The following is a 24873-nucleotide window of genomic DNA, read 5'->3' as shown; positions in this document are numbered from 1 at the left end:
GGATGAAAAATGATGCGTAAAACCCGGCATCTATTGTGCATATGCACAATTAACGAAGGTGATGCCACAGCCGCGCGATGTACAGCTCCATCAATCCCTTCAAGTTCCGGGGGTCTCTGCCGGTCAGTTCTGTAATTTTGTCGAGCCGGTAGCGCAGTGTGTTTCGGTGAATGAACAATCGCTCCGCGATGCTGTGCAGCTCCCCGCCCTCCTCGATGAACACCTCCAGCGTATGCGCAAGCTCGCCCTTCTTCTCATGACCCAGCAGTTGCTCGTAGAAGGCAAAAGCCTGCTGATCCTCCTCTTCCCAAGCGAGTTGGGATAGCATAATCTCCAGCCGGTAGTCCTCGTACCGGTATACCCTCGCTCCGGCCCGGAGCCTGCCTCCAACCTGGATCGCGCTTCTTGCTTGGTTAAAGGAAGCTTGCAGTCCCTTCGGTCGTTCAGCCAGACTGCCGCATCCGATCAGAACGCTGCCGCCCGCCACCTGCAGGAGCCGTTTCAGAAACAGTGTCAGCTCCGTATTTTGCGCTTGGGGCGCCTCAGGCACCGATTTAAGAATGACGATTTCATGATTGAAGGTGACACCGATCAGATCCGACCTGCCAACTTCATACTGAACGGCCCGAACCCGCTTCTGCACTGCTGCTTCCGTACTATCAGGCCCATCGAGCACAATGACCATCCGCGGCTGCCTGAGCGCAATCCCTACCGCTCTCGCCCGCTCAATGACACTCTCTTCATCCACGTTCTCTTCCGAGATCAGCTGGTTGACAATGTCATTCTGAATCCGCTGTTTCCACTGAACATTCTCAAGCAGGAACGACTGCTCCAGTACAAGCTCGGCTGCCATTCTGACCAGCTCAGCATAGTTGCGAATGTCCTCGGGCTCTCCTGTAATTCCTACAACGCCGACAGTCTGGCCGTTAAAACTGATAGGCAGATTGATGCCCGGTCTTGAAGATTTCAGCTCCGCCGCCCTTAACTGGTCGATCTCGACACGCTCTCCTGTCCTGAGCACCAGCAGCGCGCCATCGTGAAGCTGACCGATTCGCTCCGGATCCCCCGAACCGATGATGACGCCGCTCTCATTCATGACATTAATATTGCGGTTTAGAATGCTCATCGTGCGCTCCACGATTTCCTGTGCCAGCTCCCGGGTTAGAAATTGCATGACTCGTATAACCTGCCCTTCTCCTTACCGTGTTGTATCCACTGTATCATAGTGAGAATGCACAATGAAATGTGGATGGATGACACCTGTCATATCAATCTCTTTACAGCTGTGAATGTTCCACTGCTTCCTGTCTCGCTACACTAGAATGGCATCCTATCCTAATGTATAGAAAGAGTGAGAATGATGGAAACACAACCTCAACGGATTCGCCTCCTGGACATTCTTCGAGGATTCGCAATTCTCGGCACGCTGGGAACCAACATATGGATATTCGCCCATCTCGGGGACTTGTCTTTCATTACAACCTTCAATCAGAGCGGGTGGTGGGAAAGCAACGATCTTCTCCGCATGATCGTGCTGTTTCTGGTGAACGGCAAGCTGCTTGGGCTGCTGACCATCATGTTCGGCGTCGGGATGGAATTGAAGTACCGTCAGGCTATGCGGCGGGGCAAGCCCTGGCCTGGCGTGTACATCTGGGTAGTCCTGTTTCTGTTCATGGAAGGCCTGCTGCATTTCATCTTCGTGATGGAGTACGATATTCTGATGAGTTATGCCGTTACGGCGCTCATATCGGCCTTCATCGTGAAAGGCGGCGAACGGTGGATCAAGCGGACGATGGCCCTGATCGGGAGCCTCCATGCCGCCTTCATGCTGGCGATTCTCGCGCTCCTTCTCGCTGCAGGTGGCAACATATCGTTCGGCAGCGATTCCGGAGTGGTCGCCCTCTATCAGAGCGGAACTTGGCTGGAACAAGTACAATACCGCCTATCCCATTTCCTGGTGCTGCGACTGGAAGCTATTTTCACGATTCCGATGAATATATTTCTATTTCTGCTGGGTGTTCGGCTCATGCGCGCAGGTGCGTTCGCACCGGACGAGAAGGGAAAGAAGATTCGCGCCAGACTGCTCGCCATCGGGCTCTATCTGGGCCTTCCGTTAAACCTTCTTATATTTGTTCCCGGCGGCGCCTTCGACCTGACCGTGCGCTATCTCTTCGCTCCGCTGCTGTCGCTCGGCTATATAGCCCTCATCGGAAAAATGATACAATATACCAAATGGAACGGACTGTGGCACTTGCTTGAGAACGCCGGCAAAATGTCGCTCAGCTGTTATGTCATGCAGAATATCATCGCTTCCTGCATCTTCTATGGCTGGGGGCTCGGACTGGGAGGAAGGCTCGACTCATGGGCCATCCTATTCATATGGCTTGCCCTATCCGCCCTACAGTTAACGTTCGCTTCGCTGTGGCTGCGCTATTGTAAGCTCGGTCCGATGGAGGCTGTACGGAGGCGTCTACTCAGCGGGATCACTTCAAGATAAACGGATGGGAGAAGCGGAGGGGTTGGATGATCAGTAAAATATACCCGCGGGATCAGATCAAGCAATATCTGCTCATTGATGTCATCGCACTCGTGTTTTTGTTATATATGGTGCTGACCGCCCCTTCGGCGCTTGGCCTGTGGGCGAAGCTGGGGCTGCTGACAGCCTACCTTATCGCCTTCTATGTCGCGCTGTGGCGGCGGGATTTCTATCTGCTGGTGGCCGTGCTTGCCGGCGTTGCAATACTGACACTGCTCGGTGTGCATCTTAGTGCAAGCATGCTGGTGTTTGGATTTGTGTTCGCAGACCTGCTGGGAAGAGCGAGGTCGAAGTGGCATATTACGATCGGAATTGCAGCCATTGGTCTCATGACATTTATCGTCTCGCGGCTCGAGGCGGATGATCCTTTTGTACAGAGCATTACCTTTCTACCTGTCATGATTGTGCAGATGATCCTGCCTGTCGTCATCCATATCATAGAGCGTACCAAAAGCCTCCAGGGCAAGCTGGATGCAGCCAACCAGCAGCTGGAGCATTATATCCAGCAGGAGGAGCGGCAGCGAATTGCAAGAGATCTGCATGATACGCTGGGACAGACCCTGGCCATGATCAAGCTGAAGAGCGAGCTGGCTGCCCGCTGGATCGATCGGGACTCCTCCAAAGCCAAGGCGGAGCTGATGGACATTCTGACCTCATCAAGAACCGCACTGAAGCAGGTGAGAGAGCTCGTGTCCGACATGAAGTTCATCTCCCTTACTCAGGAAATCGAGCGCTCCCGGGATCTGCTGCGAACCGCAGGCATCCAGCTGGAGGCTGCGGGGCACAGCACGCTGCCGCTGCTCTCCAGCGTCGAGGAGACGATGCTTGCGCTCTGCGTCCGTGAGGCGACAACCAACATTATCAAGCATAGCCAGGCCAAGCATTGCTTCATCCGAATTGATACCGCCGGCGATCATGTTCATGTCACGATTGCTGATGACGGTGTAGGGCTTGGCGGAAGAAATAGCGGAAATGGAATTTCGTCCATGATGGAGCGAATGAAGTCGCTTCAGGGAAGCCTGACCGTGGACGATGCTGAGGGCGGTGGGACCGTGGTGTCGTTGCTGCTTCCGTTCCGCCAGCAAGAGAAGGAGGACAAGCCATCATGATTCGAGTGGTGATTGCAGAGGATCAGCAACTGCTCCGAGGAGCGCTCACCTCGCTGCTTCGATTTGAAGAAGATATCGAGGTTGCTGCCGAGGTACCGGACGGAAATGAGGCCTGGGAAGCGATCCAGCGCCATCAGCCTGATGTATGCGTGCTCGACATTGAGATGCCAGGCATCAGCGGACTGGAGCTGGCAGAGCGTATCCGGGCAGCCGATTTGCCCTGCAAGGTCATGATTGTAACCACATTCGCCCGCCCCGGCTACCTGCAAAAAGCGATGGACGCCCGGGTCGAAGGCTATCTGCTCAAGGATGAGCCGATTGATTACCTGATTGAAGCCATCCGCCGGGTAGTCGCCGGCGAGCGCGTGATCAGCACGGATCTCGCAGCTGCGCTCTTCATGAGAGAAGAGAATCCGCTGAGCGACCGGGAGGTGGAAATGCTCCGCCTGACCAAGAAAGGCATGACCACCAGCGAGATTAGCAAAGCCCTGTATCTTACGAAGGGCACCGTCAGAAACTATCTATCCTCAGCCATTCAGAAGCTGGAAGCCGACTCGCGGCAGCAGGCGGTTCAGATTGCGGAGGAGAAGGGCTGGATTTAACAGAAATCGAGGAGCAGCTGGTTCTTATGGATATTAGAAAGTAGAAGAGCCGCCCTCGCGGCGGCCCTGTGATACACCGCGATCGCGGCAAGAAGGAAAAAATGTGATCCTCCGGCTACTTCAGATTGACCGTGTGGTTGAGCTCGGTCTCAGAGCGGGCGCCTGTAAGCTGGGAGAACATCCGCTTCATCATTTTGGTCCAGTTGCCTGTCTCCCAATATTCAGCCGCTTCCGCCTTCACCTTGATCAGAACAAGCTGCGGATCATCGCTTGTCGTTTGCAGCAGCTTGGCATATCCCGGGTTCCACAGTTCCTTGATTTTCGCCCGATCCTCAATCCGTTCGCCTTGTCCGCGAATCGATACATAGGATTTCCCGACATAAGCCACGTTGACATGCGGATTGTCTTGAAGCTGATGGTACTTGTCCGTATCTTCCTTGGTCAGAAACCAAAGATCACCGTCAAACTCCACCTCCTGCGTCTTCATCGGGCGCGAAACGAGCCCGTCCTCAGAAACGGTTGTCAGCATAGCTATATCAATCCCTTTGATCAGCTCCCGGACCGTCTCCACTGCCTCCTGATGTGCCGTTGTTTGACCATTCGCCATTGTTCTCACTCCAGTTCTTCGTGGTTGATTGTTTCAACGTTAGGTTAAGCAAGCCGGACCCAAAATAAACAGACAACGCAAAAAGACCAAAACCTCCGTCTCCGGCTGTCTTGGTCTTGACTTAAGACTTTCCGTGCTTTCGCACTCTGCTCAGTTCTCGGACTGCAGGCCGTTCACAAACGCCTCAAAGCTTGGCGCCAGCGGGGTAATGCGGTAACCGTCTGCCTTGTCCACATGGACAACCTCGGGAACCCCGTCGTTACCGGATTCACGATAATCGAGCATGACCACCTCGCTGTCCGACGGACATGTTGCAATGACAACACCGATCTCAGGGTAGCCGCCCTGCTCAATGATATGCCGGCTGCCAGCGGATCCGCAAAGGGAAAGCTTCTTCTCCCGTCCGATGCCGAGAATTCCTGAAATTGTAATCGACTCCTTCTCCTCCGAGTCTGTCCCCCCGAGCACGAAGAGGCGCTTGCGGGGAATCCCTCCGTTATGCTGCTTCATCATATGTACATAATGCGGCGGCAGCTTGAATACGAGCTCTTCTTCCACCGAGGCGATCAGCCCATCTGTCGGAGAAGCCATCGTATATTGTTCAGCCGCAGGATGACTGTCATCCCAAAATTCTGCTGCGTTGACATTCCTGGCAGCAGTTGATCGAGCGGCCCGAGCAGCGGCTGCTTTCGCCTTCTCTTCCTTCTTCTTGATCAAGTCCAGGAACTCCAGCGTGTCCTCATCGTCAGGCTCCAGACGATCTGCATGCTCAAAGGCACGACGGGCATCCTCGTAGCGCTTCAAGTAGTAATAGGCCAGACCGATGCGGTAATGCCACAACGCGTCCTCCCGTCCTTCCTCCTCGATCAAGAGAAACTGCTCCACCGCTTCCTCGTAACGCTCCAGATTGTTAAGCGCCCGCCCCAAATGGCTGATCAGCTCGTAATCCCTTTCCTCCTCAGGTATTTCCGTGATGGCATCTACAATTTCTTCGAATTCATCTTCCTCATGCCATGTTTCCAGCTGTTCGATTAAATCCTCTCGCATCATTTCTGCCTCCTACCTTATCATCCCTTATGCAAATTATATCATTCTTGACAGCCGCCTCTCCACTTTGCAGGTGACGCTTTCACGTCAATTCTGGCTGCATTGGGGGCGACCTCTGAACAGCGTCCGCTATAGCAACAATGGACCGCTCGCTGGCTGCCTCCTGGCAGCTCCCTTCAGCGGCTGCTTCTCGCTGCTGTCCTGCCTTCGATTACGAATTGTGCCGCAGCTGCACACTGCTCCTCACGAACACCCTCCAACGTGACAAATCCATGCGGCTTATGCTGCTCCAGCAGCTCCCAAAACAGCGGATAATGCAGTTCTCCAAGCCCTGCCGCTGTCTCCTTAAGTTCTCCATCCGAACGGAGGATCAGGTCCTTGGCATGGGCGCTAACGATGCGAGATCCGAACTGCTCAAAGGCAGATTGGATAACCTCGTCCTGGCGTTCATAATTGGAAGCGTTTAATAAATTGCACGGATCGATAACGACTCCTACACATGAGGAGGGGAAGCGTTCGAGCGTTGCGGCCATCGTATCCGGCGAGTCTATCAGATGCCCTTGCGCAGCCTCCAGTCCAATCGTTACGCCCCACCGTTCGGCCTCTTCCACCAGCTCCTCCAGCGCATGATGCAGCCGCTCCCAATATTGCGGCAAGCGAGCAGAATCCTCGGGTTTACCCACCTCCGTAGCCACGATCGGAGCTCCAAAATGCCGCGCACAGCGGAGATGCTCCTTAAACCGGTCGATATTGTGCCGATAGACGTCATCATCCAGTTCAACCAGGCTTGCGTAACAGCCCAGCACCGCTATACGAACCTGATGCTCCGCAAAAGCACCGCCAATCTCACTCGCCAAGCCCGGGCTGAGCTTTCCAAGTGAGCAGTCCACATCCGTAATCGCTTTGGACAGCGCAAGCTGAACATACGGAAACCCATATTCAGCGACCTTCCGTGCCAGCTCCTTATACGGCTGCTTCCCCAACAGATGCGCTAAAATTCCGACGGACATCATCCTCTCCTCCTACCTATGGCTATATTTCCCCCGGTACGCCTTAGCAGCTTGATCAGCATCATGCATGATGACACGTCCAGGTCCCTTCATTAAAGATAACATGATTTCCTTCTTCTGGAAACGGATAGAGGTTCAGATGACTAAGCAGGTATATTCTAGCATCAACATTGGTTCAGTTCCCCCCGGGAGTATCCCGCTTTTATTTGAAATGTTAAAGCTCTTGCATATATGATAGCTGTAACTATATTTCTGGGAGGCATCCTACGTGGCAGTACTTATTAATGAACAAATCAGAGCTTCCGAAGTTGATCTAACCGGCTTAAGCGGTGAGCATCTCGGGGTGGTATCCAGAGAGGAAGCACTCGCGATGGCACGGTCACAAGGACTGGATCTCGTCTGCACCTCGCTCATGAGTAGTCCTCCGCCATGCACTTTGGTTCCCAAAGGTCGAGGAAAGGCCCTGGCACAGAAGAAAGCAGCGTCAACCAAGCCGGACGCCAGCCGTAATAGCGGGAAGAGCAAGAGCGCCAAGGAAAAGGTGAAGGAGTTCCGCTTCACTGCACATATCGAGGAGCATGACTACGACACCAAGCTTCGCCAGGCAGACAAACACCTCCGCTCAGGCAAGCCTGTTCAGCTCGTCGTCAAAGCGACCGGAGCCAAAGAAGCTGCCGCCGCCAAGGCGGTTTTGGAGCGGCTGCTGATGGACCTGAAGGATGTCGGAGTGAAAGAGAGCGGCATTCAGACGAGCGGCAAAGGCTCGCAGGTGAGAGTGAATCCGAAATGAATAGAAAAGGTGAATCCTGACACACCAACCTTCACGGTTGGTGTTATTTTTATGCAACTGGCTTGAAAACAAGGCCCATTTAATCGTTAATTCAATTTGATAACAAGGTTGTAGAGTTTTTGTAGAGTTTTTGTAGAGTTCCCCTTGATAAATTTAACAATGACGAATTTTGATATTTTTTAGCGAAATCATGTGAAATCTTGGGTAGTTTTTTCATTACATTTAATAAGGAAGGTGAATAATCAAGCAACTACGTGTATGAAGAAAATGGATCATAAGACAACGATATCGAAATCGTAAAACGACGTACGATAGTAACACTAGAGACATCTTAGAAAGGAATGATCTGAATGCACGCCCACCATATTAATTTGCGTAAAATCGGGATTATGTTTCTGATTTTTACGCTAGTCTTTACGGGCATTAGCGTAAGTTTAGGAGCTCCGGTAAGCTATGCCGCTTCTTCGGCAGTTTACGTATCCAGTAGCAAGGGCGATGACATCAATGGTGATGGATCTGAAGCGACGCCATACGCTACCTTAAAGACGGCCTATACAGAGGTTAGTGACGGGGGAACGATATATCTCCTGGACGACATCACACAAACTACTAAAAACTCAGAGGCACTTAAGCTTAATTTAGACAAGCGCGTTACGATAACAACGGCTCCTGGAGTAAATACTGTTATGATTAAGCGTGGTGAGCCAAGCGGTAATAACGCTCTAGACACGCAATTTGATTTAACTTCAGGAGAGCTAACATTAAAAAATATTATCATTGATAGCAATTTCAATAATCAGAGGATCAGTGGAAGAATAGTTAATGTCTTTGGAGGTTCACGACTGATTATCGAAGAAGGGGCTGTTTTACGTGGAAGTAACTCAGGATTTTCTGGAAGCGTAATTCATGTCGACAACACAGGATCGGTCGTAGAAATGAAAGGTGGAGAAATTAGAGAAAATATTTCTACCGGCGCGGCGGTCTTGGTGGATAGTGGATCACAATTTATTATGACCGGGGGCCTAATCACGGACAATATTGGTGGAGGAATTTCTTTCCGCAGTAATCCTAGTGGTATGCTCGTAATGTCGGGTGAGGCACGGATCACGGGGAATACCAATAGTACGGGCAAAGCGTTAAACGTTAATATGGCAAACTATAAAAGTCTTATTTTAGATGGTCCGTTTACTGGAGAGGCAGGTATTACCACACAGAGTATGACAGCAGGGACCCAGTTTGGACAAGCAACAGATGCCGGCTTGGGCAGTATTGAAAATCTGTTTGCCGACTCTGGTGCTCTTCTTGCAAGTTATGATGCAAACAATACTCTGGTATGGCGATCATTCAAGAATGAAATAAGCCAACCGAGTACCGATGGTGAGATTACGGGGACAACGCTGACGGCGAACGGGAACTGGGAACTCCCATTAGATGATACTCTCAATCCAGGTGCATATACGATCACAGTTTCAGCAAGTAATAAGAAAACTCAGTCGGAACCTGTAAATAGACAATTTGTAGTAGTAGATAAAACGGCGCTAGAAAACAAAGTGACCGAAATTAGCAACGAAAACCTGGTTCAGGCAGAATACACACCAGCAACCTGGCAGGCTTTGCAGGATGCGCTGGATGAAGCTAACCGGGTACTCAATGACGGAAATGCTACACAGCAGCAGGTCGATGACGCGCTTACTGCTCTGGAAGACGCGCGCAGCAAGCTCGAACGCATTCCTACCGTCAATAAAACGGCGCTGGAAAACAAAGTGACCGAAATTAGCAACGAAAACCTGGTTCAGGCGGAATACACACCAGCCACCTGGCAGGCTCTGCAGGATGCGCTGGACGAAGCTAACCGGGTACTCAATGACGGAAATGCTACACAAGAGCAAGTTAATAAAGCACTTCAGGCAGTACGCGATGCAAGAAATGCACTGGCACGAAAGCTCATCATACCATCTACGGGCGCCCTTCATCCGAATGTGTCTGCAGATGTTTATGAATACTCGATGAACGTGGACTACAGCACAACCGAGCTTCGATTCACGGTAAATCCGGTAACCCCAGATGCAACGATTACATTGAATGGCATCGTAGTAAACAGTGGACAAGCCAGTGAGGCTATTGCTCTGAATGTAGGAAGTAATGAAATCACGATGGTTATTACAGAGAAAGACGGAACAACCTCCACATACACCATTAACGTAACGAGAGCAGCTGCTCCGAACGGTGGAGGTAACAATGGCGGCGGAAACGGCGGCAATAACGGCAATAATGGAGGCAGCGGAAATATCACTACACCTCCTCCTAGCCCAGCACCGTCTAATGTTGAAAGAATTACGGTCAATGTCGAAGCTAGCGGAAAAGGCGTCGTGGCTCAGACCGTTATCGAACGGACAAGCAATGCCGATGGCACCAAGAGTGATAAAGTAACATTTGAATCGTCCAAGGCGACTGAAGCCGTCCAGAAAACACTGGCAGCAGGCTCAACCGCAGTTCGCATTGTCATTCCTGATGAGAATGACGAAGTGAAGGATGTACGGGTAGAGCTTCCTGTGGCGGCACTTAAAACCGTGCACGAGTCAGGACTCGATCTCGAAATCTTCACCGATAACGGGATGATCACCATTCCGAATGCATCGCTTCGTGATTTGAATCAAAATCTGTACTTCCATCTCGTGCCTATCAAGCAAGTTGATGAGCGCAAGCAAGTGGAAGAACGGGCCAAGAAGGAACAGCTCGTTCGAGAAGTATTGAATGATGGCAATATCTATGTCGTCGATCGTCCATTCACGATCGAAACGAACATGCCTAGCCGTCCTGTACAGATCACCTTGCCAATGAACAGCAGCCATATTCCGGCAGATGCCTCTAAACGGGCGTTGTTCCTGTCGAATCTGGCCATCTTCATCGAGCATAGTGATGGAGAGCGCAAGCTGGTTACACCTGAACTTGGCGAATATGCAGAAGGCGTCCTAGGTCTAACGTTTGAAATCGGGAAGTTCAGCACATTCACGATCCTGAATCTGGACCAGGGTGCAGAAGGCACACACAGCGCCTATATGGTCGGCTTCCCGGACGGAACCTTTAAACCGGCTCAAGCCTTGACCCGTGCCCAAATCGCTACCATTCTGTCTCGGGTGCTGGATCTGCCTGCAGCAGGTACAGCTGTCGCTTACCCTGACGTAACCGAAACACATTGGGCAAGCGAGGCCATTCGTTTCGCGACCGTCACTGGCCTAATGCAGGGAATGCCAGATGGCAGCTTCCAACCGGAAAAAGCGATCTCCCGTGCAGAAATGGCCACCATCATTGCCCGTCTGCAGAATCTGACGGGAGAAGCGAATCACAGCTTCAGTGATGTGCGCGGCCACTGGGCTGAAGGCAGCATCGCGAATGTATATGTAGCTGGGTACATGGAAGGAATGCCGGATGGCAGCTTCCAGCCTAACAAAACATTAACGCGTGCTGAAGCGGTGGTTGTATTCAACCGTCTTCTCCAAAGAGGCCCACTGTACGAAGTCACAGCCTCTTGGACCGATGTAGCTACGACCCACTGGGCATTCCATCATATTGAAGAAGCGTCCCGGGATCACAGCTATATCACTCGGAATGACGGCGGTGAGACCATCGTCGAGTAAGTCATAGTCTCCATAAGAACAACATCTAATCCATAGCCCCCAACCACTCTCTGGTTGGGGGCTATTTATGTTCCCAAAATAACACGACATCCAACTTCTCCGCATTGCAACCAAAGGCGATATCCGATATATTGGTTTTATGAATACGAATCATATTAAACCCATTAAACGACTGTCCCTGCGCGATGAGGTTTATCATGCATTAAAAAAGTCGATTATCACACTGGAATTGCAGCCAGGCCAGCGGCTGAGCGACAAGGAGTTAGCCGACCAGTTCGGCATTAGCCGCACCCCGGTCAGAGAGGCATTGAAAAGGCTTGAAGACGAAGGACTTATAGGATCACTCCCCGGTTCTTCAACGTTTGTGGCACCCATCCAATTCGAGGAGGCGAAGCATGCATTTACGGTGGTTGCCGCGCTGCACGCATTAGCAGCAAGGCTCGCATGTCCTATTATGCAGGAGGAGGACATCGCCGCTCTGGAAGCGATCAATGAAGAACTGCGGCTGGCCATTGAGCAGGGCGATGTTATTCAGGCCATAGAGGCGGATACCCGGTTTCATCACGTTTTCCTTGATGCGGCTGCCAATCCGGAGATCCTGCTGGCCATGGAGCGCTGTGTTCCGAAGATTCACCGTCTGGAGGTCGCGCAATTCAATCATGTTAAAGGGATCGGATCGGTAGCGCAGCATCGGCGCATCCTGTCGGCACTCCGCAACAAGGAGTATGAGAAAACGGTCCGGCTTGTCGAAGAAAACTGGTTAAGTCTTGGCGAATTGCTGACACAACCAACGGAGCCGAGGTGAGTCTTTATTGAGACCTGTGTTGATCGGAATGGGCGCGGCTTTCTTTTTTGCCTTTACCTTTGTGCTTAACTCATCGATGCAGCTGTCCGGAGGCAGCTGGATCTGGAGCGCCTCGCTGCGGTATCTCTTTATGCTTCCTTTTCTCTTAATCATCGTGCTTGCAGGACGCAAGCTGCGCCCGCTCTGGCACGAGATTCGAAGAAAGCCCGGCGCATGGCTGCTATGGAGCTGTATCGGGTTCGGCTTGTTTTACGCCCCGCTATGCTTTGCCGCCGCGTATTCGCCTGGCTGGCTGATTGCAGGCACCTGGCAAATCACCATCATATCGGGCGCGCTTCTGACCCCTTTATTTTTCGAAACGAGGCATACACCGCAAGGGCCTGTCCAGGCCCGGGCAGCACTTCCGATCAAGGGGCTGGGCATGTCGCTCATCATCCTGCTGGGCATTGTGCTGATGCAGCTGGATCATGCCGGAAGCCTTTCTACCCGTGACCTGCTGTTCGGATTTGTGCCCGTGCTGATCGCCTCCTTCGCCTACCCGCTCGGAAACCGCAAAATGATGGAGCTGTGCGAAGGACGGCTCGATACCACCCAGCGTGTGTTAGGTATGACCATCGCCAGTTTGCCTTTCTGGCTGCTGCTCTCCGTTTACGGCGCTATGACCGTCGGGATGCCTAGCACCGGGCAGACCTTTCAGGCGCTGCTGGTTGCGCTTCTCTCCGGTGTAATCGCTACGGTACTCTTCTTCAAGGCGACTGACATGGTGCGGGGAAATATGCAGCAGCTGGCTGCCGTAGAGGCAACCCAGTCGATGGAGGTGCTGTTCGCCCTGGCCGGCGAGCTCTGGATTCTGTCCATGCCGATCCCTTCTCCCTTAGCATGGTGCGGTGTAATCATCGTCATGATCGGAATGGCACTGCACAGCTTGATGTCCAATAGACAAGAAACCCGCTATATTCACCTGCCCCACAACCAACGAGTTGAAAAAGGTTGATCCCCCGAGCATTACCGAGGGGCGGCTGCGAGCCAATCACAGCTCTTGGCCGTCCTTCCTTCCCCACAACCGTCCCCATATCTATACCGTTCTTTCTCCGACTTCTCCGTCCTAACTGCCTCTTAGAACCTTACCGCCACCCGCCATCATTTGAAAAGCCGCTTATTCCCCGCTTTTGCCTGCCCACAAGTAACGCCATGTCAGACGCTGAACAAGCCCAAAGCATAACTCTCAGGCGTAAGGGAAAGCTATCGCTGAAAAAAAGATGGAGGTGCTCCCGATCGCTATGAAACCACGTACACTCGCCCCTCATGAGTCGATGGACCTTCACGAGGTGCTCAACTTTAAGACATTGTGCCTGGCCAAATCCAAGTTGATGCAAGGCCTTGTGTTTGACCAGGAGCTCAAGGCGCTGATGCAAAAAGATGTAGAACAATCCATACAGGCGATTCAAGAGCTGCAGTCGGTCTACGAAAGCGTTCCTTTTCAGGCCCCAGTACCCGAAAGTCGGCCGGAACCCATCCTGAATGATGGAGGACCACTTCAATGAATAACGATTACTTGGATCCGATTAACGCGCTTAACATGCCGGAGATGGCCGATATGACACTCGCGGTCGATTTCTTGATGCGTGCGAAGGAAGGCGTCCGCAACACGGCTATCGCGCTGACCGAGACCGTATCGCCAGAAGCCCGTTCCCTGCTCCGCCGTCAGTTAAGCCAAGGAATTGCACTGCACCAGGAAATTACCGATCTGATGATGCGCAAGAAATGGTTCCATCCTTATGAGCTGACCGAACAGTACCAGCTTGATCAGCTTGCTGCCAAAAACACCATCATGATTGGACAGATGAACCTCTTCCCTGACGATACCAGCCGCAAGGGGATGTTCGATCGCACGCCCGATGAGCATGTAGGAGGACACCAAGCATGAAAGCCGTAACTTACCAAGGCATTAAAAATGTAACTGTCAAAGACGTCCCTGATCCCAAAATCGAAAAACCTGACGATATCGTGATTAAAGTATCGAGTACGGGCATATGCGGCTCAGACCTGCACCTGATTCACGGGATGATCCCCAATCTCCAGGAGAACTATATTATCGGCCATGAACCGATGGGGATTGTGGAAGAAGTCGGCCCCGAGGTTACGCATCTGAAAAAAGGCGACCGTGTCATCATCCCCTTCACCATCGCGTGCGGGGAATGCTTCTTCTGCAAAAATCAGCTGGAAAGCCAATGCGACAATTCCAATGATAACGGCCAGATCGGCGCCTATTTCGGTTATTCCGGCAATGCTGGCGGGTATCCCGGCGGACAGGCCGAGTACTTGCGCGTTCCGTTCGCGAATTTCACCCATTTCAAAATCCCGGAAAGCTGCGAGGAGCCCGATGAGAACCTGTGCCTGATCAGTGATGTCCTGCCCACCGCATTCTGGAGTGTGGACAACGCAGGCGTCAAAAAGGGAGATGTTGTGATCGTCCTCGGATGCGGCCCTGTAGGGCTGATTGCCCAGAAATTCGCATGGCTGAAAGGCGCTTCGCGCGTCATTGCTGTTGATTACGTCAACTACCGTCTGGAGCACGCCAAGCGCACCAACAACGTAGAAATTGTCAATTTCGAGCAGGAAGAGAACGTAGGCGCCTATCTCAAGGAGATCACCAAAGGCGGTGCGGATGTCGTCATCGACGCCGTCGGGATGGACGGCAAGATGAGCGATATGGAGTTTCTGGCCAGCGGGCTGAAGCTTCAGGGCGGGACGATGAGTGCGCTCGTGATCGCCACCCAGGCGGTACGCAAAGGCGGCACGATTCAGATAACCGGGGTGTATGGCGGACGCTATAACGGATTCCCGCTCGGTGACATCATGCTGCGCAACATCAATATCCGCTCCGGCCAGGCACCGGTCATTCACTACATGCCGCATATGTATGATCTGATCACCTCCGGCAAAATCAATGCCAGCGACATTATTACCCACGTCATTCCGCTTAGCGAAGCGAAGCATGGGTATGACATCTTCGATACCAAGACAGACAATTGCATCAAAGTGGTGCTGAAGCCATGACCCATTATAACTTTAGGAGGGAGAACGCAAATGAATACAGCCGCCTACGGTTTGCATGAGACACTGGAGGTGCATGAACTGGCAGCCTTCAAGACGCTCTGCATGACCAAAGCCAAAGCGATGAAGCTGCTCGTGTCTGACCCGGAGCTGAAGCAAATTTTACTGGATGACGTTGAGATATCTACTAGGCAGCTCCAGGAGCTTAGCCATATTTTAGCCAACTCGGACATAAGGGAGATGAGATCGTGAATCCAATTATTGAGCGCATTATGGGGCTGGATAAACTGACGGACGAGATGGTGGCCATGGATTTTCTCATTAGCGCCAAAACCGGGGTCCGAAACTATGCGATGGCTGTAACCGAATGCGCCAGCCCGGAGATCAAGTCCATTCTGATCCAGCAGCTGGAGGAAGCGGTAGACACCCATGAGAAAATCATCGGCTACATGATGGAACGCGGCTTCTACAAGCCTTATGAGATGAATGAACAGATTGAGCGGGATCTGACCAATATTCAAACCGCTTTGAACATTCCATCATGAACCCATAGCAAAGAGGCTCTGCATACGATCTGCGGAGCCTCTTTGCTATTTGGATATGTTAGCCTGGTTATTCCGGTTGTTTAGCAACCAGCGGCGGCGGCACCAGCCACCCCTTCTCCTTGTTCATACGCAGAACACGAAGTCCCAGTGCTGTTTTGGTCACATGATACTTCGCAAACAGAGCTCCTACATCCTCCCTAATGCTAAGCCCCATCGTCTTGCTGCAGGAGACAAGACCCAGTGCATTATCCGCCGCCAGCTTGGCTGCGATCTCCGGATCGGTGAACCGGGCTCCTGGAGGGATGTCCTTCAGCTCTGCAGCAGGGCGTTCCGCCAGCATAGGCGACGGAGAGATTCCGTTATCCGTCAGCAGCTCGTCGCATTCCTTCACTTCCAGCCTGGCTTGATCCAGAAAGTCCTGAATGAGCTTTTTCAGCTCCTTGTCCCCAGCATGATACATAAACGCTTCGTAACATGAAATGCTTCCTTTTGCCATCATGGACGCTTCCCATATGCTGAATACTTCACCGTAATGCAAAGGCTCGTCCTTCGGGTTGCCGCTTAATATTCCCATACTGTCCAGCTCCTTTAATCATGGTGTTGAAACAATGCCATTATGCGCTGAAATCGTCCATTTCATGCTTCCAGGCCGAAGATCATTGCATCCCCTTCATGGAGACTAACCGGCACACCGCATGGAAATGATTGCTTGCAAACAGACCGCATAGAACCGGCGTTAGCGAATAAAACTGAAGATGACTCACCATCCCAGGAAATCGGAGGCAAACGATATGTACTTTTACAAGGAAGACCTGATCAATATCATTGTGCCGGACAAGCCAGACCCGGCGGCCGCCAAAGTGTTGCAGGAGACGCTCGGGGGAAGATTCGGAGAAATGCGGACGATGATGCAATTCTTCTTCCAGAGCAACAACTATCGGGGCAAGGCAACGCAATTCCGCGATTTGATCCGCGGTGTGTTCCTGGAAGAAATCAGCCATGTGGAGTTGGTACAGCATACGATCAACCAGCTGCTGACGGGATCTGGAGCAGAAGGCGTTGGCGACGCTGGCGCTGACGGCGCTCCGCTAGATGAAGCTGTGAAGCATGCGAACCCCCACCACTATATTATGGGCGCGCAAAGCTCCCTGCCGGTTGATGCAGCCGGAAACCCGTGGAACGGCAACTATGTGTACGATCACGGGAATCTCGTAGCCAATCTCATGGACAATCTTGTGCTGGAATCCACAGGCGTGCTTCAGAAATCAAGAATTTATGAGATGAGCACCAATAAAACGTTTCGGGAAACCCTTGCTTTTCTGATCGTTCGCGACAATGCCCATCAAAATGCGTTTGCCAAGGCGTTGGAAACGCTCGGTGTGGAATGGGGCAAACTGTTCCCGGTACCGAATTACGATATTCACAAGTACCCGGAATGTCAGAAATACGTCGACATGGGCTTCCATAATGCCCAATTCAATTTCCGCCTCGACAACACGCGCATTGGCGAAATATTCAGCGGCCAGACGCCGAGCAGAAACGGCGGCAGTCTGCAGGTCACCCAGCCTCCGGAAGGGTTCCCGCTACCAATGATGCCCGAGATGCCTAATGAACACAGCCCTGGCCTGCACGATCTGAACGCTTGATACAAGTCCCCCCTCATCAATGCCGCCCTGTTATTAACAAGGCGGTGTTGTTATGTTCGAAAAGGTTATGCCCGGTTCAGGCTCATAGTCAGGCTGGAAACGGGACACAGTAAGGAACAAGCGGTATCCACGAGCAGACATTGCCCTGACCCCCTCCTTGAGTCGGACCAATAGCAAGTCATTTTGCCGCTGGACTTAAACTCGAACAGATGACCCTGCCTGACGGCATGATCTTTCGAATAATCCCGCTGAATTTATCGTTTGAGACAGTCGACATCTTATTGTATTATGGTTAGGGAGACCGGCCGGGTGCCGGTCCTTCAAATTTTAAATAAAGTGAGTCGAGGACACGAGATGAATCCGAGTGCGTTAAATTATAGAATGCCGCCCGAATGGGCAGAGCATGAACGAACCCTGATTTCCTGGCCGGTGCAGGAGTCAATGACTTTTCCGGAGGATTATGAAACGGTATGCAACGGCTATGCCGAGGTGATCAAGGCGATCGCTGAGTTCGAGCCGGTCACCGTTCTGGTCGATCCTCAGGAAGTGAAGAAAGTATCGCTTATGCTGGGTGAGGACAACATTGAGCTGCTTCCCCTGGAACACAGTGACGCCTGGCTGCGCGACAACGGCCCGACCTTCGTGAAGAACGAATCGGGCGAGCTGGCGGGTGTGAACTGGAAATTCAACGCATGGGGCGAGAAATATGCGCCGTGGGATTTGGACAACGCGGTGCCTACAGCGCTGCTGAAGCATTATGGCGTCAAGCAGTTCGATGCTCCGCTCATCCTGGAGGGTGGCTCCATTCATGTTGATGGTGACGGGACGCTGCTCTCGACCGAGGAATGCCTGCTGAACCGGAATCGGAACGCGGATCTAAGCCGGGAGCAAATCGAAGAATTGGTACAAGCCTATACCGGTACCGAGAAGGTCATTTGGCTAAAGCGCGGACTGGATGGGGACGAGACCGATGGTCATATTGACAACATCGCCTGCTTCGCGGCACCGGGGAAAGTCATTCTCCAAGTGTGCGAAGATCCGAAGGATGAGAACTACGCCATCACCCAGGAAAATCTGCAGATTCTGGAGCAGGCACGCGATGCGCGCGGACGCGCCCTTGAAATTGTGAAGCTCCTGCAGCCGCCGAAGGCCTTTTACAAGGAGAGCCGCCTGACGCTTAGCTACTTGAATTTCTATTTCGTGAATGGCGGAATCATCCTGCCGGTATTCGGGGGCGCAGCTGCTGAAACCGACCGTCTGGCGGTCGAGACGCTTCAGGCCGTATTCCCGGATCGCCGAATTCGCACGATCGACGGCATGGCCATCATCGGTGAGGGCGGAAACGTGCACTGCATCACCCAGCAAATGCCGGCAAGATCGTAACAGCAGCTGACGAGCTAATGTAGGGATAAACGATACAAGGAGGGGAACCGCTTGAGAAAAGTAAAGGTTGCAGCGACACAAATGAGCTGCTCGGGCAGCATCGAAGAGAATATCGCCAAGGCGGATAAGCTCGTTCGGGAAGCGGCCCGGCAGGGTGCGCAAATTATTTTGCTTCAGGAATTGTTCGAAACCCCGTATTTCTGCCAGAAGGAGAAGTCGGATTATTATACGTATGCTACAGAGCTTGAGCATAACAAAGCGGTGAATCATTTCCGTCAGGTGGCCAAGGAACTGAAGGTCGTGCTGCCGATCAGCTTCTACGAGAAGAAGAACTATGCCCGTTATAACTCGCTGGCCGTTATCGATGCCGATGGCGAAGTGCTCGGTCACTATCGCAAGAGCCACATCCCCGATGGTCCGGGCTATGAAGAGAAGTTCTATTTCAACCCCGGCGACACCGGATTCCAGGTGTGGAAAACCCGTTACGGCAAAATCGGCGTAGGCATCTGCTGGGACCAATGGTATCCGGAAGCCGCCCGCGTCATGGCGCTGATGGGCGCTGAACTGCTGCTTTATCCGACCGCGATCGGATCAGAGCCGCAGGATACGAGCATCGATTCCAAGGATCACTGGCAGACCTGCATGCTGGGCCATGCAGCAGCCAACCTGATTCCCGTCATCGCCTCCAACCGGATTGGCCGCGAGGAAGATGAGGATTCAGCCATTGACTTCTACGGTTCTTCCTTCATCGCTGGACCGCAAGGGAATAAAATCGTCGAAGCTGGACGGACCGAGGAGACGGTGCTGACCGCCGAGTTCGATCTGGATGAGCTGGAGACGATGCGGATCGAATGGGGAGTATTCCGCGACCGCCGTCCTGAGCTGTACAAGCGAATCATTACTTATGATGGGGAGACCACCCTGTAACAGACATTTATTGAAGCAGCAAGCGATGAGCGGTGCGACGTTGAACAACGTCGTGCCGCTTTTTTTTCATGGTCAAAGGGCTGGGATGGCGGTTCCTTCCACATGTGCATTCCTTCACATGTTAGATTACCTCACGCAGTTCAGAAAAGTTAATTGTCACACTGACCTGATTCTGCTAAAATCTCTTTAAGATGTTATCCATAAAAATAGGGGGATTCTTACATGAACATGAAGAAATGGGGTTTGTTCCTCATCTCCGCCATATTGACCGTGTCGATTGTCGGCTGCGGATCGAATTCGAACGGCAGCGGCGAAGGTGCGCAAGGCGGCGCCTCAGAGGGAGAACAAGTGATTAAATTCGCGACCGACGCGAACTATGCACCGATGGAGTACATGGACAAAGACAAGATCGTTGGCTTTGACATTGATTTTCTGGCTGCGGTCATGGAAGAGGCAGGCCTTCCTTATGAAGTAGCCAATACCGGCTGGGATACGATGCTAGCCAGTGTGAGACAGGGTACCGAGTATCAGGCAGGCATCTCTTCCGTATCGATTACGGAGGACCGCAAGGCAAGCTATGATTATACGATCCCTTATTTTGAATCCACGAACATGATCATGGTGAAGGAAGGCAGCGACATCCAGAGCGCGCTTGATCTGGAAGGCAAGAAGGTCGCCGTTCAGGGCGGCACCACGGCCGACATTATCGTCAGCGAGCTGTTCGGACAGAACAACCCGAATATCAGCCGCTTCGACAGCAACACCGTCGCGCTGATGGAGCTGGACAAAGGCGGGGCTGACGCCGTTGTCGCTGACAACGCCATCGTGGGCGAGTACATCAAGAACAACCCGACCAAGCATTTCATCGGCATTACCGATGTCGAGAACTTCGGTTCGGAGTTCTATGCCATCCTCCTGCCGAAGGGCAGCGAGCTCAAGGCCAAGCTTGACCCAGCGATCAAAACGGTGATCGAAAACGGCAAATATGCCGAGATTTATGAGAAGTGGTTCGGTGAAACACCGGACATTACGGTACTTCAGGAAGCGGCCGAGTAAGCAGCGGCCGGTTTTCGCAATAAGCACTGAAAGAGCATGCGTACGCATCACACCACGCATGCTCTTTTATTGACAGAAAGGAAGAGCGAATAGCATGGATTTCAGATTCGACATTATTATCGACTACATGCCGCTGATCCTCCGGGGAACGATGCTGACGATCGGAATCTCGATCCTCTCGATCATTCTCGGCTCCATCCTTGGACTTGGAATCGGATTCGGAAAGATGTCAAGCCGCTGGTACATCAGATGGCCTTTTCAAAGTTATATTAATTTCTTCCGGGGCACCCCGCTGTTTGTTCAGATCTTTATCGTCCATTTCGGGGTAATTCCGGCGATTATTGGACGCACCGATCCTTTCATAGCAGCCATAACCGCCCTCTCGCTGAACTCGGCTGCCTATACGGCAGAGATCTATCGTGCCGGGATTCAGTCCATTGATAAAGGGCAACGGGAGGCCGCTCAGTCGCTGGGCATGACGAATGTTCAAGCGATGCGATATGTCATTCTGCCCCAGGCCATCAAACGAATGATTCCGGCCTTCGGGAATGAGTTCATCGTGCTGATCAAGGACTCCTCTCTGGTGGCCGTCATCGCGGCGCAGGAGCTCATGTACTGGAGCCAGGCGATGTCCGGGCAGTATTACCGCATTTGGGAGCCTTACCTGACCGCGGCCCTGGTCTATTTCATCCTGACTTATAGCCTCAGCAAGCTGCTGAACTATATCGAAAGGAGAATGTAGCATGCAGCCTATCATCGAAGTGAAGAAGCTGAGCAAGTCCTTCGGTTCGGTTACGGTGCTAAGCGAGATCGATGCCCGCATCATGCCCCAGGAGGTTGTCGTTGTGATCGGGCCGTCCGGCTCGGGCAAATCGACCTTTCTGCGCTGTCTCAATCTGCTTGAGGTACCCGAGCACGGTGACATAAGCATCGAAGGCCAGTCGCTGATGGACAAGAACACCAACATCACTGAAATGCGCGCCGAAGTCGGTATGGTATTCCAGCAGTTCAACCTGTTTCCGCACATGAAGGTCTTGGATAACATTACACTTGCTCCGCTCCGGGTTCGGAAGTGGGCGCCGGACAAGGCCAGAGCGAAGGCGATGGAGCTGCTGCGCAAGGTCGGCCTGGAGGACAAGGCGAATATGTATCCTGCCTCTCTGTCTGGCGGTCAGGCGCAGCGCGTGGCCATTGCCCGTGCGCTGGCGATGGAGCCGAAGGTGATGCTGTTTGACGAGCCAACGTCGGCGCTTGATCCCGAGATGGTCGGCGAAGTGCTGACGGTCATGCAGGATCTCGCCAGGGAAGGCATGACGATGGTGGTCGTCACGCATGAGATGGGCTTCGCCCGTGAAGTCGGAGACCGCGTCATCTTCATGGAGGGCGGAAGCATTGTGGAGGAAGGGCCGCCTGATCAGCTGTTCTCCAACCCGCAGCAGGAACGCACCCGTTCCTTTCTGTCAAAAGTGCTATAAGTATCTTGTCCCGAGTATCGCCATCATCCAGCATGAAGCTGATATGCAAAAAAAAGAGGTTCGATTGCTCCATGACGAGCATAATCGAACCTCTTTCATGTTATTCACCGATAATTCTTATGCAAGCGCAGAAGTCTTGTCTCCGTGACCCGACGCGCCATTGCCGTTCGTTAATCCCAGCGTCCGCGATGTCTCTGCCTGGATCTCCCGAAGCAGCGCAGGCTCTTGCAGCAAGGAAGTGCCGTACGCAGGAATCATCTCTCTCAGCTTCGGCTCCCATGCCTTGATATGCTGCGGGAAGCACTTGGAGATTACCTCCAGCATGACCGACACGGCGGTCGATGCGCCCGGCGAGGCGCCGAGCAGTGCAGCAATCGAACCATCGGCAGCGCTGATCACTTCCGTCCCGAATTGCAGGGTTCCTCTCCCGGAAGCTGTATCTTTGATGATCTGAACGCGCTGGCCAGCCACCACAAGCTCCCAGTCCTCGCCCTTGGCATTAGGGACGAACTCGCGCAGCGCTTCGAGGCGCTGCTCCTTGGACAGCATCAGCTGCCCGATCAAATATTTGGTGAGCTGGAAGTTCTTCGCACCCGCAGCCAGCATCGTCACCAGATTATGCGGCTTCACCGAGGTGATTAGATCAAATATCGAGCCGTACTTCAGAAACTTCGGCGAGAAGCCAGCGAATGGCCCGAAGAACAGCGACTCTTTGTTGTTAATGACGCGGGTATCCAAATGCGGAACCGACATCGGCGGAGCGCCTACTGCCGCTTTTCCGTACACTTTGGCATGATGCTGGGCCACAACCTCCGGATTGTGACATACCATGAACAGCCCGCTCACCGGAAATCCTCCGATACCCTTGCCTTCCGGAATGCCCGATTTCTGCAGCAAATGCAGGCTGCCGCCCCCGCCGCCGATAAAGACGAACTTGGCTGCATGACGGCGAACGGCGCCGCTGGCAAGATCCCGCACCTTCAGTTCCCATAAACCTTCGCTATTTCGCTTAATATCATCAACTTGATGATTGAAATGCATACCGACATTGTTCTTCTGCAGATGATCAAATAGTAAACGTGTTAAAGCGCCAAAGTTGACATCGGTGCCTGATTCAATTCGTGTAGCCGCAATCGGCTGATCCACGATCCGGTCCTTCATCATCAGCGGAACCCACTGCTTCAGCAGATCCGGATTATCCGAGTATTCCATGCCCTCGAACAGAGGATTAACCGAAAGCGCTTCAAATCTTTTCTTCAGAAAAGCGACATTCGACTCCCCCTGAACAAAGCTCATATGAGGCACTGGCATAATAAAATCCTTCGGATTGGATATGACGCCGCTGTTGACGAGATAAGCCCAGAACTGCTTGGAGAACTGAAACTCTTCATTCACTTGAATCGCTTTGCTAATATTGATAGACCCGTCTGGCTGTTCCACGGTGTAGTTCAGCTCACACAGCGAAGAATGCCCGGTTCCGGCATTGTTCCATTCGTTGGAACTTTCCTCCCCTGCGGCCGAGCGCCTCTCAAATACGGTGATGTCCCATTCGGGTACTAATTGTTTCAGCAGTGATCCCAAAGTTGCGCTCATAATGCCCGCACCAATTAAAATTACGTCGGTTTTCGTTTGTCGGTTGTCCATATTTACCGTCCCTCTACCCTACGATTTTGCAGGAAGGATGAAAGGCGCTCCTGCTCAGACGCCACAATAAGCCAGGGCGCGCTTGCATAGCATGCCACACCCTTCGGATCCAAGATGTCCTATTCCTAGTGTATCACTATTATTTGTAGATTTTAATATCATATTTATCTAAATTTTTTATAGATTGGATAGGCGCATGACTTATAACCGAATCATTGGAATAGGGCAGGCCCACGAACCATCAACGAAGGCGCCCGTGTTCCCTCCCTTTGGGGTAAATTCCACAAAATCATGGACGACCATTTCATCATAGTCCGACTTGCCTGCCTCTATCCTGACCAGCATGACCGACATCTCCGGCAGCTCTCCACTGGTGAACTGGAGCGGCGAGAGGAAGCGATATTGGGCATGAGCCTCCGGGAACATCCGCTCCGTCGCTGCTTCCTCTGCAGTGATGAACACAGTCGTGTGACCTTGTACATGAGAAACGGCAAAATTTTATGATAAACTTAATCATGGCAGCGCTCATCCTTAACGATTCGGAATGAACATGAAGTCTTATTTCTGTAAGGAGATGATGATCATGGGACTTCTACATCATGATGTGACGGTGCTTGATTTTGATCATGTGTACGAGCAGCAGCCTGCTCTAACGGAGCGGGCCAACGCGTGGATTGATTTGTCCATAACGTCTGAATGAACAAGCCAATCTCGCGATCCTCGAAGCCGGCATGTTCCAGCAGAAGACAGACTATAAGCATATAAGCTAGCCATTAAGAGTCCGAAGCACCGGTGTCTGGCCATGGAATGATCCGAATAAACCGCCAAGGTCTGTTCCGACCGCTGCCGGCCTTCCCGGTCTATCTTTCTAGTCATCATCGACGTTCCGCTCGATACATACAGAGCTGGAAGCCGTGCCGCTTCGGGCTGGCTTATCACTGATGATCGCCTCATGGCCGGACCACCAACGCTTAAAGCAGACAACAGCAAAAGAGG

25 protein-coding genes are annotated in these 24873 nt (G+C 52.4%); 18 read left to right on the top strand and 7 right to left on the bottom strand.

The features are described from left to right. Positions 1-49: 49 nt before the first annotated feature. A complete protein-coding gene (locus tag CHH75_RS22450) occupies positions 50-1174 on the bottom strand; it encodes a CdaR family transcriptional regulator (protein ID WP_095265126.1) in 1125 nt (374 codons plus the stop codon). 186 nt (positions 1175-1360) lie between these two features. Between CHH75_RS22450 and CHH75_RS22445 the strand changes: the two genes are divergently transcribed. Genes CHH75_RS22445 through CHH75_RS22435 form a run of 3 tightly spaced genes read left to right on the top strand, consistent with a single transcriptional unit; the run spans position 1361 to position 4247 of the window. Continuing rightward, positions 1361-2497 carry a DUF418 domain-containing protein gene (locus tag CHH75_RS22445; protein ID WP_095399217.1) on the top strand — a complete coding sequence of 379 codons (1137 nt, stop codon included), beginning with the start codon at positions 1361-1363 and terminating at the stop codon, positions 2495-2497. A gap of 26 nt (positions 2498-2523) precedes the next feature. Next, the gene (locus CHH75_RS22440) at positions 2524-3645 is read left to right on the top strand and encodes a sensor histidine kinase (protein ID WP_095399197.1); all 1122 of its coding nucleotides are present in this window, start codon (positions 2524-2526) and stop codon (positions 3643-3645) included. After that, positions 3642-4247 carry a response regulator transcription factor gene (locus tag CHH75_RS22435; protein WP_095399196.1) on the top strand — a complete coding sequence of 202 codons (606 nt, stop codon included), beginning with the start codon at positions 3642-3644 and terminating at the stop codon, positions 4245-4247. The genes CHH75_RS22440 and CHH75_RS22435 overlap by 4 nt, the downstream gene beginning before the upstream one ends. Before the next feature lie 115 nt (positions 4248-4362). On the opposite strand, the gene CHH75_RS22430 is transcribed toward CHH75_RS22435, so the two are convergent. The 3 genes from CHH75_RS22430 to CHH75_RS22420 form a co-directional block, all read right to left on the bottom strand. Continuing rightward, on the bottom strand, positions 4363-4854 hold the full coding sequence (locus CHH75_RS22430) for a pyridoxamine 5'-phosphate oxidase family protein (RefSeq protein WP_095265129.1): 492 nt from the start codon (positions 4852-4854) through the stop codon (positions 4363-4365). A 150-nt stretch (positions 4855-5004) separates the two neighbouring features. Continuing rightward, entirely contained in the window at positions 5005-5901 is an 897-nt protein-coding gene (locus CHH75_RS22425; RefSeq protein ID WP_095399195.1) for an SMI1/KNR4 family protein, read from the bottom strand. A gap of 176 nt (positions 5902-6077) precedes the next feature. Beyond that, positions 6078-6914, bottom strand: coding sequence for a sugar phosphate isomerase/epimerase family protein (locus CHH75_RS22420; RefSeq protein ID WP_255223096.1), 837 nt, complete (start codon positions 6912-6914; stop codon positions 6078-6080). A 265-nt stretch (positions 6915-7179) separates the two neighbouring features. Between CHH75_RS22420 and infC the strand changes: the two genes are divergently transcribed. The 9 genes from infC (at position 7180) to CHH75_RS22375 (ending at position 15746) form a co-directional block, all read left to right on the top strand. Beyond that, the gene (gene infC, locus CHH75_RS22415; RefSeq protein WP_095399193.1) at positions 7180-7701 is read left to right on the top strand and encodes a translation initiation factor IF-3; all 522 of its coding nucleotides are present in this window, start codon (positions 7180-7182) and stop codon (positions 7699-7701) included. A gap of 371 nt (positions 7702-8072) precedes the next feature. Next, a complete protein-coding gene (locus CHH75_RS22410) occupies positions 8073-11339 on the top strand; it encodes an S-layer homology domain-containing protein (protein ID WP_176475637.1) in 3267 nt (1088 codons plus the stop codon). A gap of 139 nt (positions 11340-11478) precedes the next feature. Continuing rightward, on the top strand, positions 11479-12144 hold the full coding sequence (locus CHH75_RS22405; RefSeq protein ID WP_095265135.1) for a GntR family transcriptional regulator: 666 nt from the start codon (positions 11479-11481) through the stop codon (positions 12142-12144). A 7-nt stretch (positions 12145-12151) separates the two neighbouring features. Further along, positions 12152-13138 carry a DMT family transporter gene (locus tag CHH75_RS22400; RefSeq protein WP_095265136.1) on the top strand — a complete coding sequence of 329 codons (987 nt, stop codon included), beginning with the start codon at positions 12152-12154 and terminating at the stop codon, positions 13136-13138. 286 nt (positions 13139-13424) lie between these two features. After that, positions 13425-13688, top strand: coding sequence for a spore gernimation protein GerQ (locus CHH75_RS22395; RefSeq protein ID WP_095265137.1), 264 nt, complete (start codon positions 13425-13427; stop codon positions 13686-13688). After that, a complete protein-coding gene (locus tag CHH75_RS22390) occupies positions 13685-14071 on the top strand; it encodes a spore coat protein (RefSeq protein WP_095265138.1) in 387 nt (128 codons plus the stop codon). The genes CHH75_RS22395 and CHH75_RS22390 overlap by 4 nt, the downstream gene beginning before the upstream one ends. Further along, complete coding sequence (locus CHH75_RS22385; RefSeq protein WP_095399191.1) at positions 14068-15204, top strand: zinc-dependent alcohol dehydrogenase; 1137 nt, start codon at positions 14068-14070, stop codon at positions 15202-15204. The genes CHH75_RS22390 and CHH75_RS22385 overlap by 4 nt, the downstream gene beginning before the upstream one ends. Positions 15205-15234: 30 nt before the next feature. After that, positions 15235-15453: a hypothetical protein gene (locus CHH75_RS22380; protein WP_095399190.1), complete on the top strand. Its 219-nt coding sequence runs from the start codon at positions 15235-15237 to the stop codon at positions 15451-15453. Continuing rightward, positions 15450-15746 (top strand): spore coat protein, encoded by a 297-nt coding sequence (locus tag CHH75_RS22375; protein ID WP_095265141.1) that lies wholly within the window; start codon positions 15450-15452, stop codon positions 15744-15746. Before CHH75_RS22380 ends, CHH75_RS22375 begins: the two co-directional genes overlap by 4 nt. Positions 15747-15813: 67 nt before the next feature. On the opposite strand, the gene CHH75_RS22370 is transcribed toward CHH75_RS22375, so the two are convergent. Further along, positions 15814-16320, bottom strand: coding sequence for a DUF3231 family protein (locus CHH75_RS22370; RefSeq protein WP_095399189.1), 507 nt, complete (start codon positions 16318-16320; stop codon positions 15814-15816). A 217-nt stretch (positions 16321-16537) separates the two neighbouring features. Here CHH75_RS22370 and CHH75_RS22365 point away from each other — a divergent pair, with 217 nt between their 5' ends. From CHH75_RS22365 to CHH75_RS22340, 6 genes are all read left to right on the top strand, one after another. Further along, entirely contained in the window at positions 16538-17392 is an 855-nt protein-coding gene (locus CHH75_RS22365; RefSeq protein ID WP_095399188.1) for a manganese catalase family protein, read from the top strand. 354 nt (positions 17393-17746) lie between these two features. Next, entirely contained in the window at positions 17747-18775 is a 1029-nt protein-coding gene (locus CHH75_RS22360) for an agmatine deiminase family protein (RefSeq protein WP_095399187.1), read from the top strand. Between the two features lie 51 nt (positions 18776-18826). Beyond that, a complete protein-coding gene (gene aguB / locus CHH75_RS22355) occupies positions 18827-19702 on the top strand; it encodes an N-carbamoylputrescine amidase (RefSeq protein ID WP_095265145.1) in 876 nt (291 codons plus the stop codon). Positions 19703-19930: 228 nt separating this feature from the next. Further along, positions 19931-20758, top strand: a complete 828-nt coding sequence (locus CHH75_RS22350) for a basic amino acid ABC transporter substrate-binding protein (protein WP_095265174.1) — start codon at positions 19931-19933, stop codon at positions 20756-20758. Between the two features lie 94 nt (positions 20759-20852). After that, positions 20853-21500 (top strand): amino acid ABC transporter permease, encoded by a 648-nt coding sequence (locus CHH75_RS22345; protein ID WP_095265146.1) that lies wholly within the window; start codon positions 20853-20855, stop codon positions 21498-21500. A 10-nt stretch (positions 21501-21510) separates the two neighbouring features. Beyond that, positions 21511-22233, top strand: a complete 723-nt coding sequence (locus CHH75_RS22340) for an amino acid ABC transporter ATP-binding protein (RefSeq protein ID WP_095265175.1) — start codon at positions 21511-21513, stop codon at positions 22231-22233. 117 nt (positions 22234-22350) lie between these two features. On the opposite strand, the gene CHH75_RS22335 is transcribed toward CHH75_RS22340, so the two are convergent. Next, positions 22351-23877: a malate:quinone oxidoreductase gene (locus tag CHH75_RS22335; RefSeq protein WP_095265147.1), complete on the bottom strand. Its 1527-nt coding sequence runs from the start codon at positions 23875-23877 to the stop codon at positions 22351-22353. Between the two features lie 201 nt (positions 23878-24078). After that, a complete protein-coding gene (locus tag CHH75_RS22330; protein WP_141235875.1) occupies positions 24079-24339 on the bottom strand; it encodes a hypothetical protein in 261 nt (86 codons plus the stop codon). Positions 24340-24873: the final 534 nt, after the last annotated feature.

Source organism: Paenibacillus sp. 7541, from assembly GCF_002276395.1.
In the GTDB taxonomy this organism is placed as follows: domain Bacteria; phylum Bacillota; class Bacilli; order Paenibacillales; family Paenibacillaceae; genus Paenibacillus_AQ; species Paenibacillus_AQ campinasensis.
Note: the sequence above shows the minus strand (reverse complement) of the source record. Positions and strands in the feature narration are given on the sequence as shown.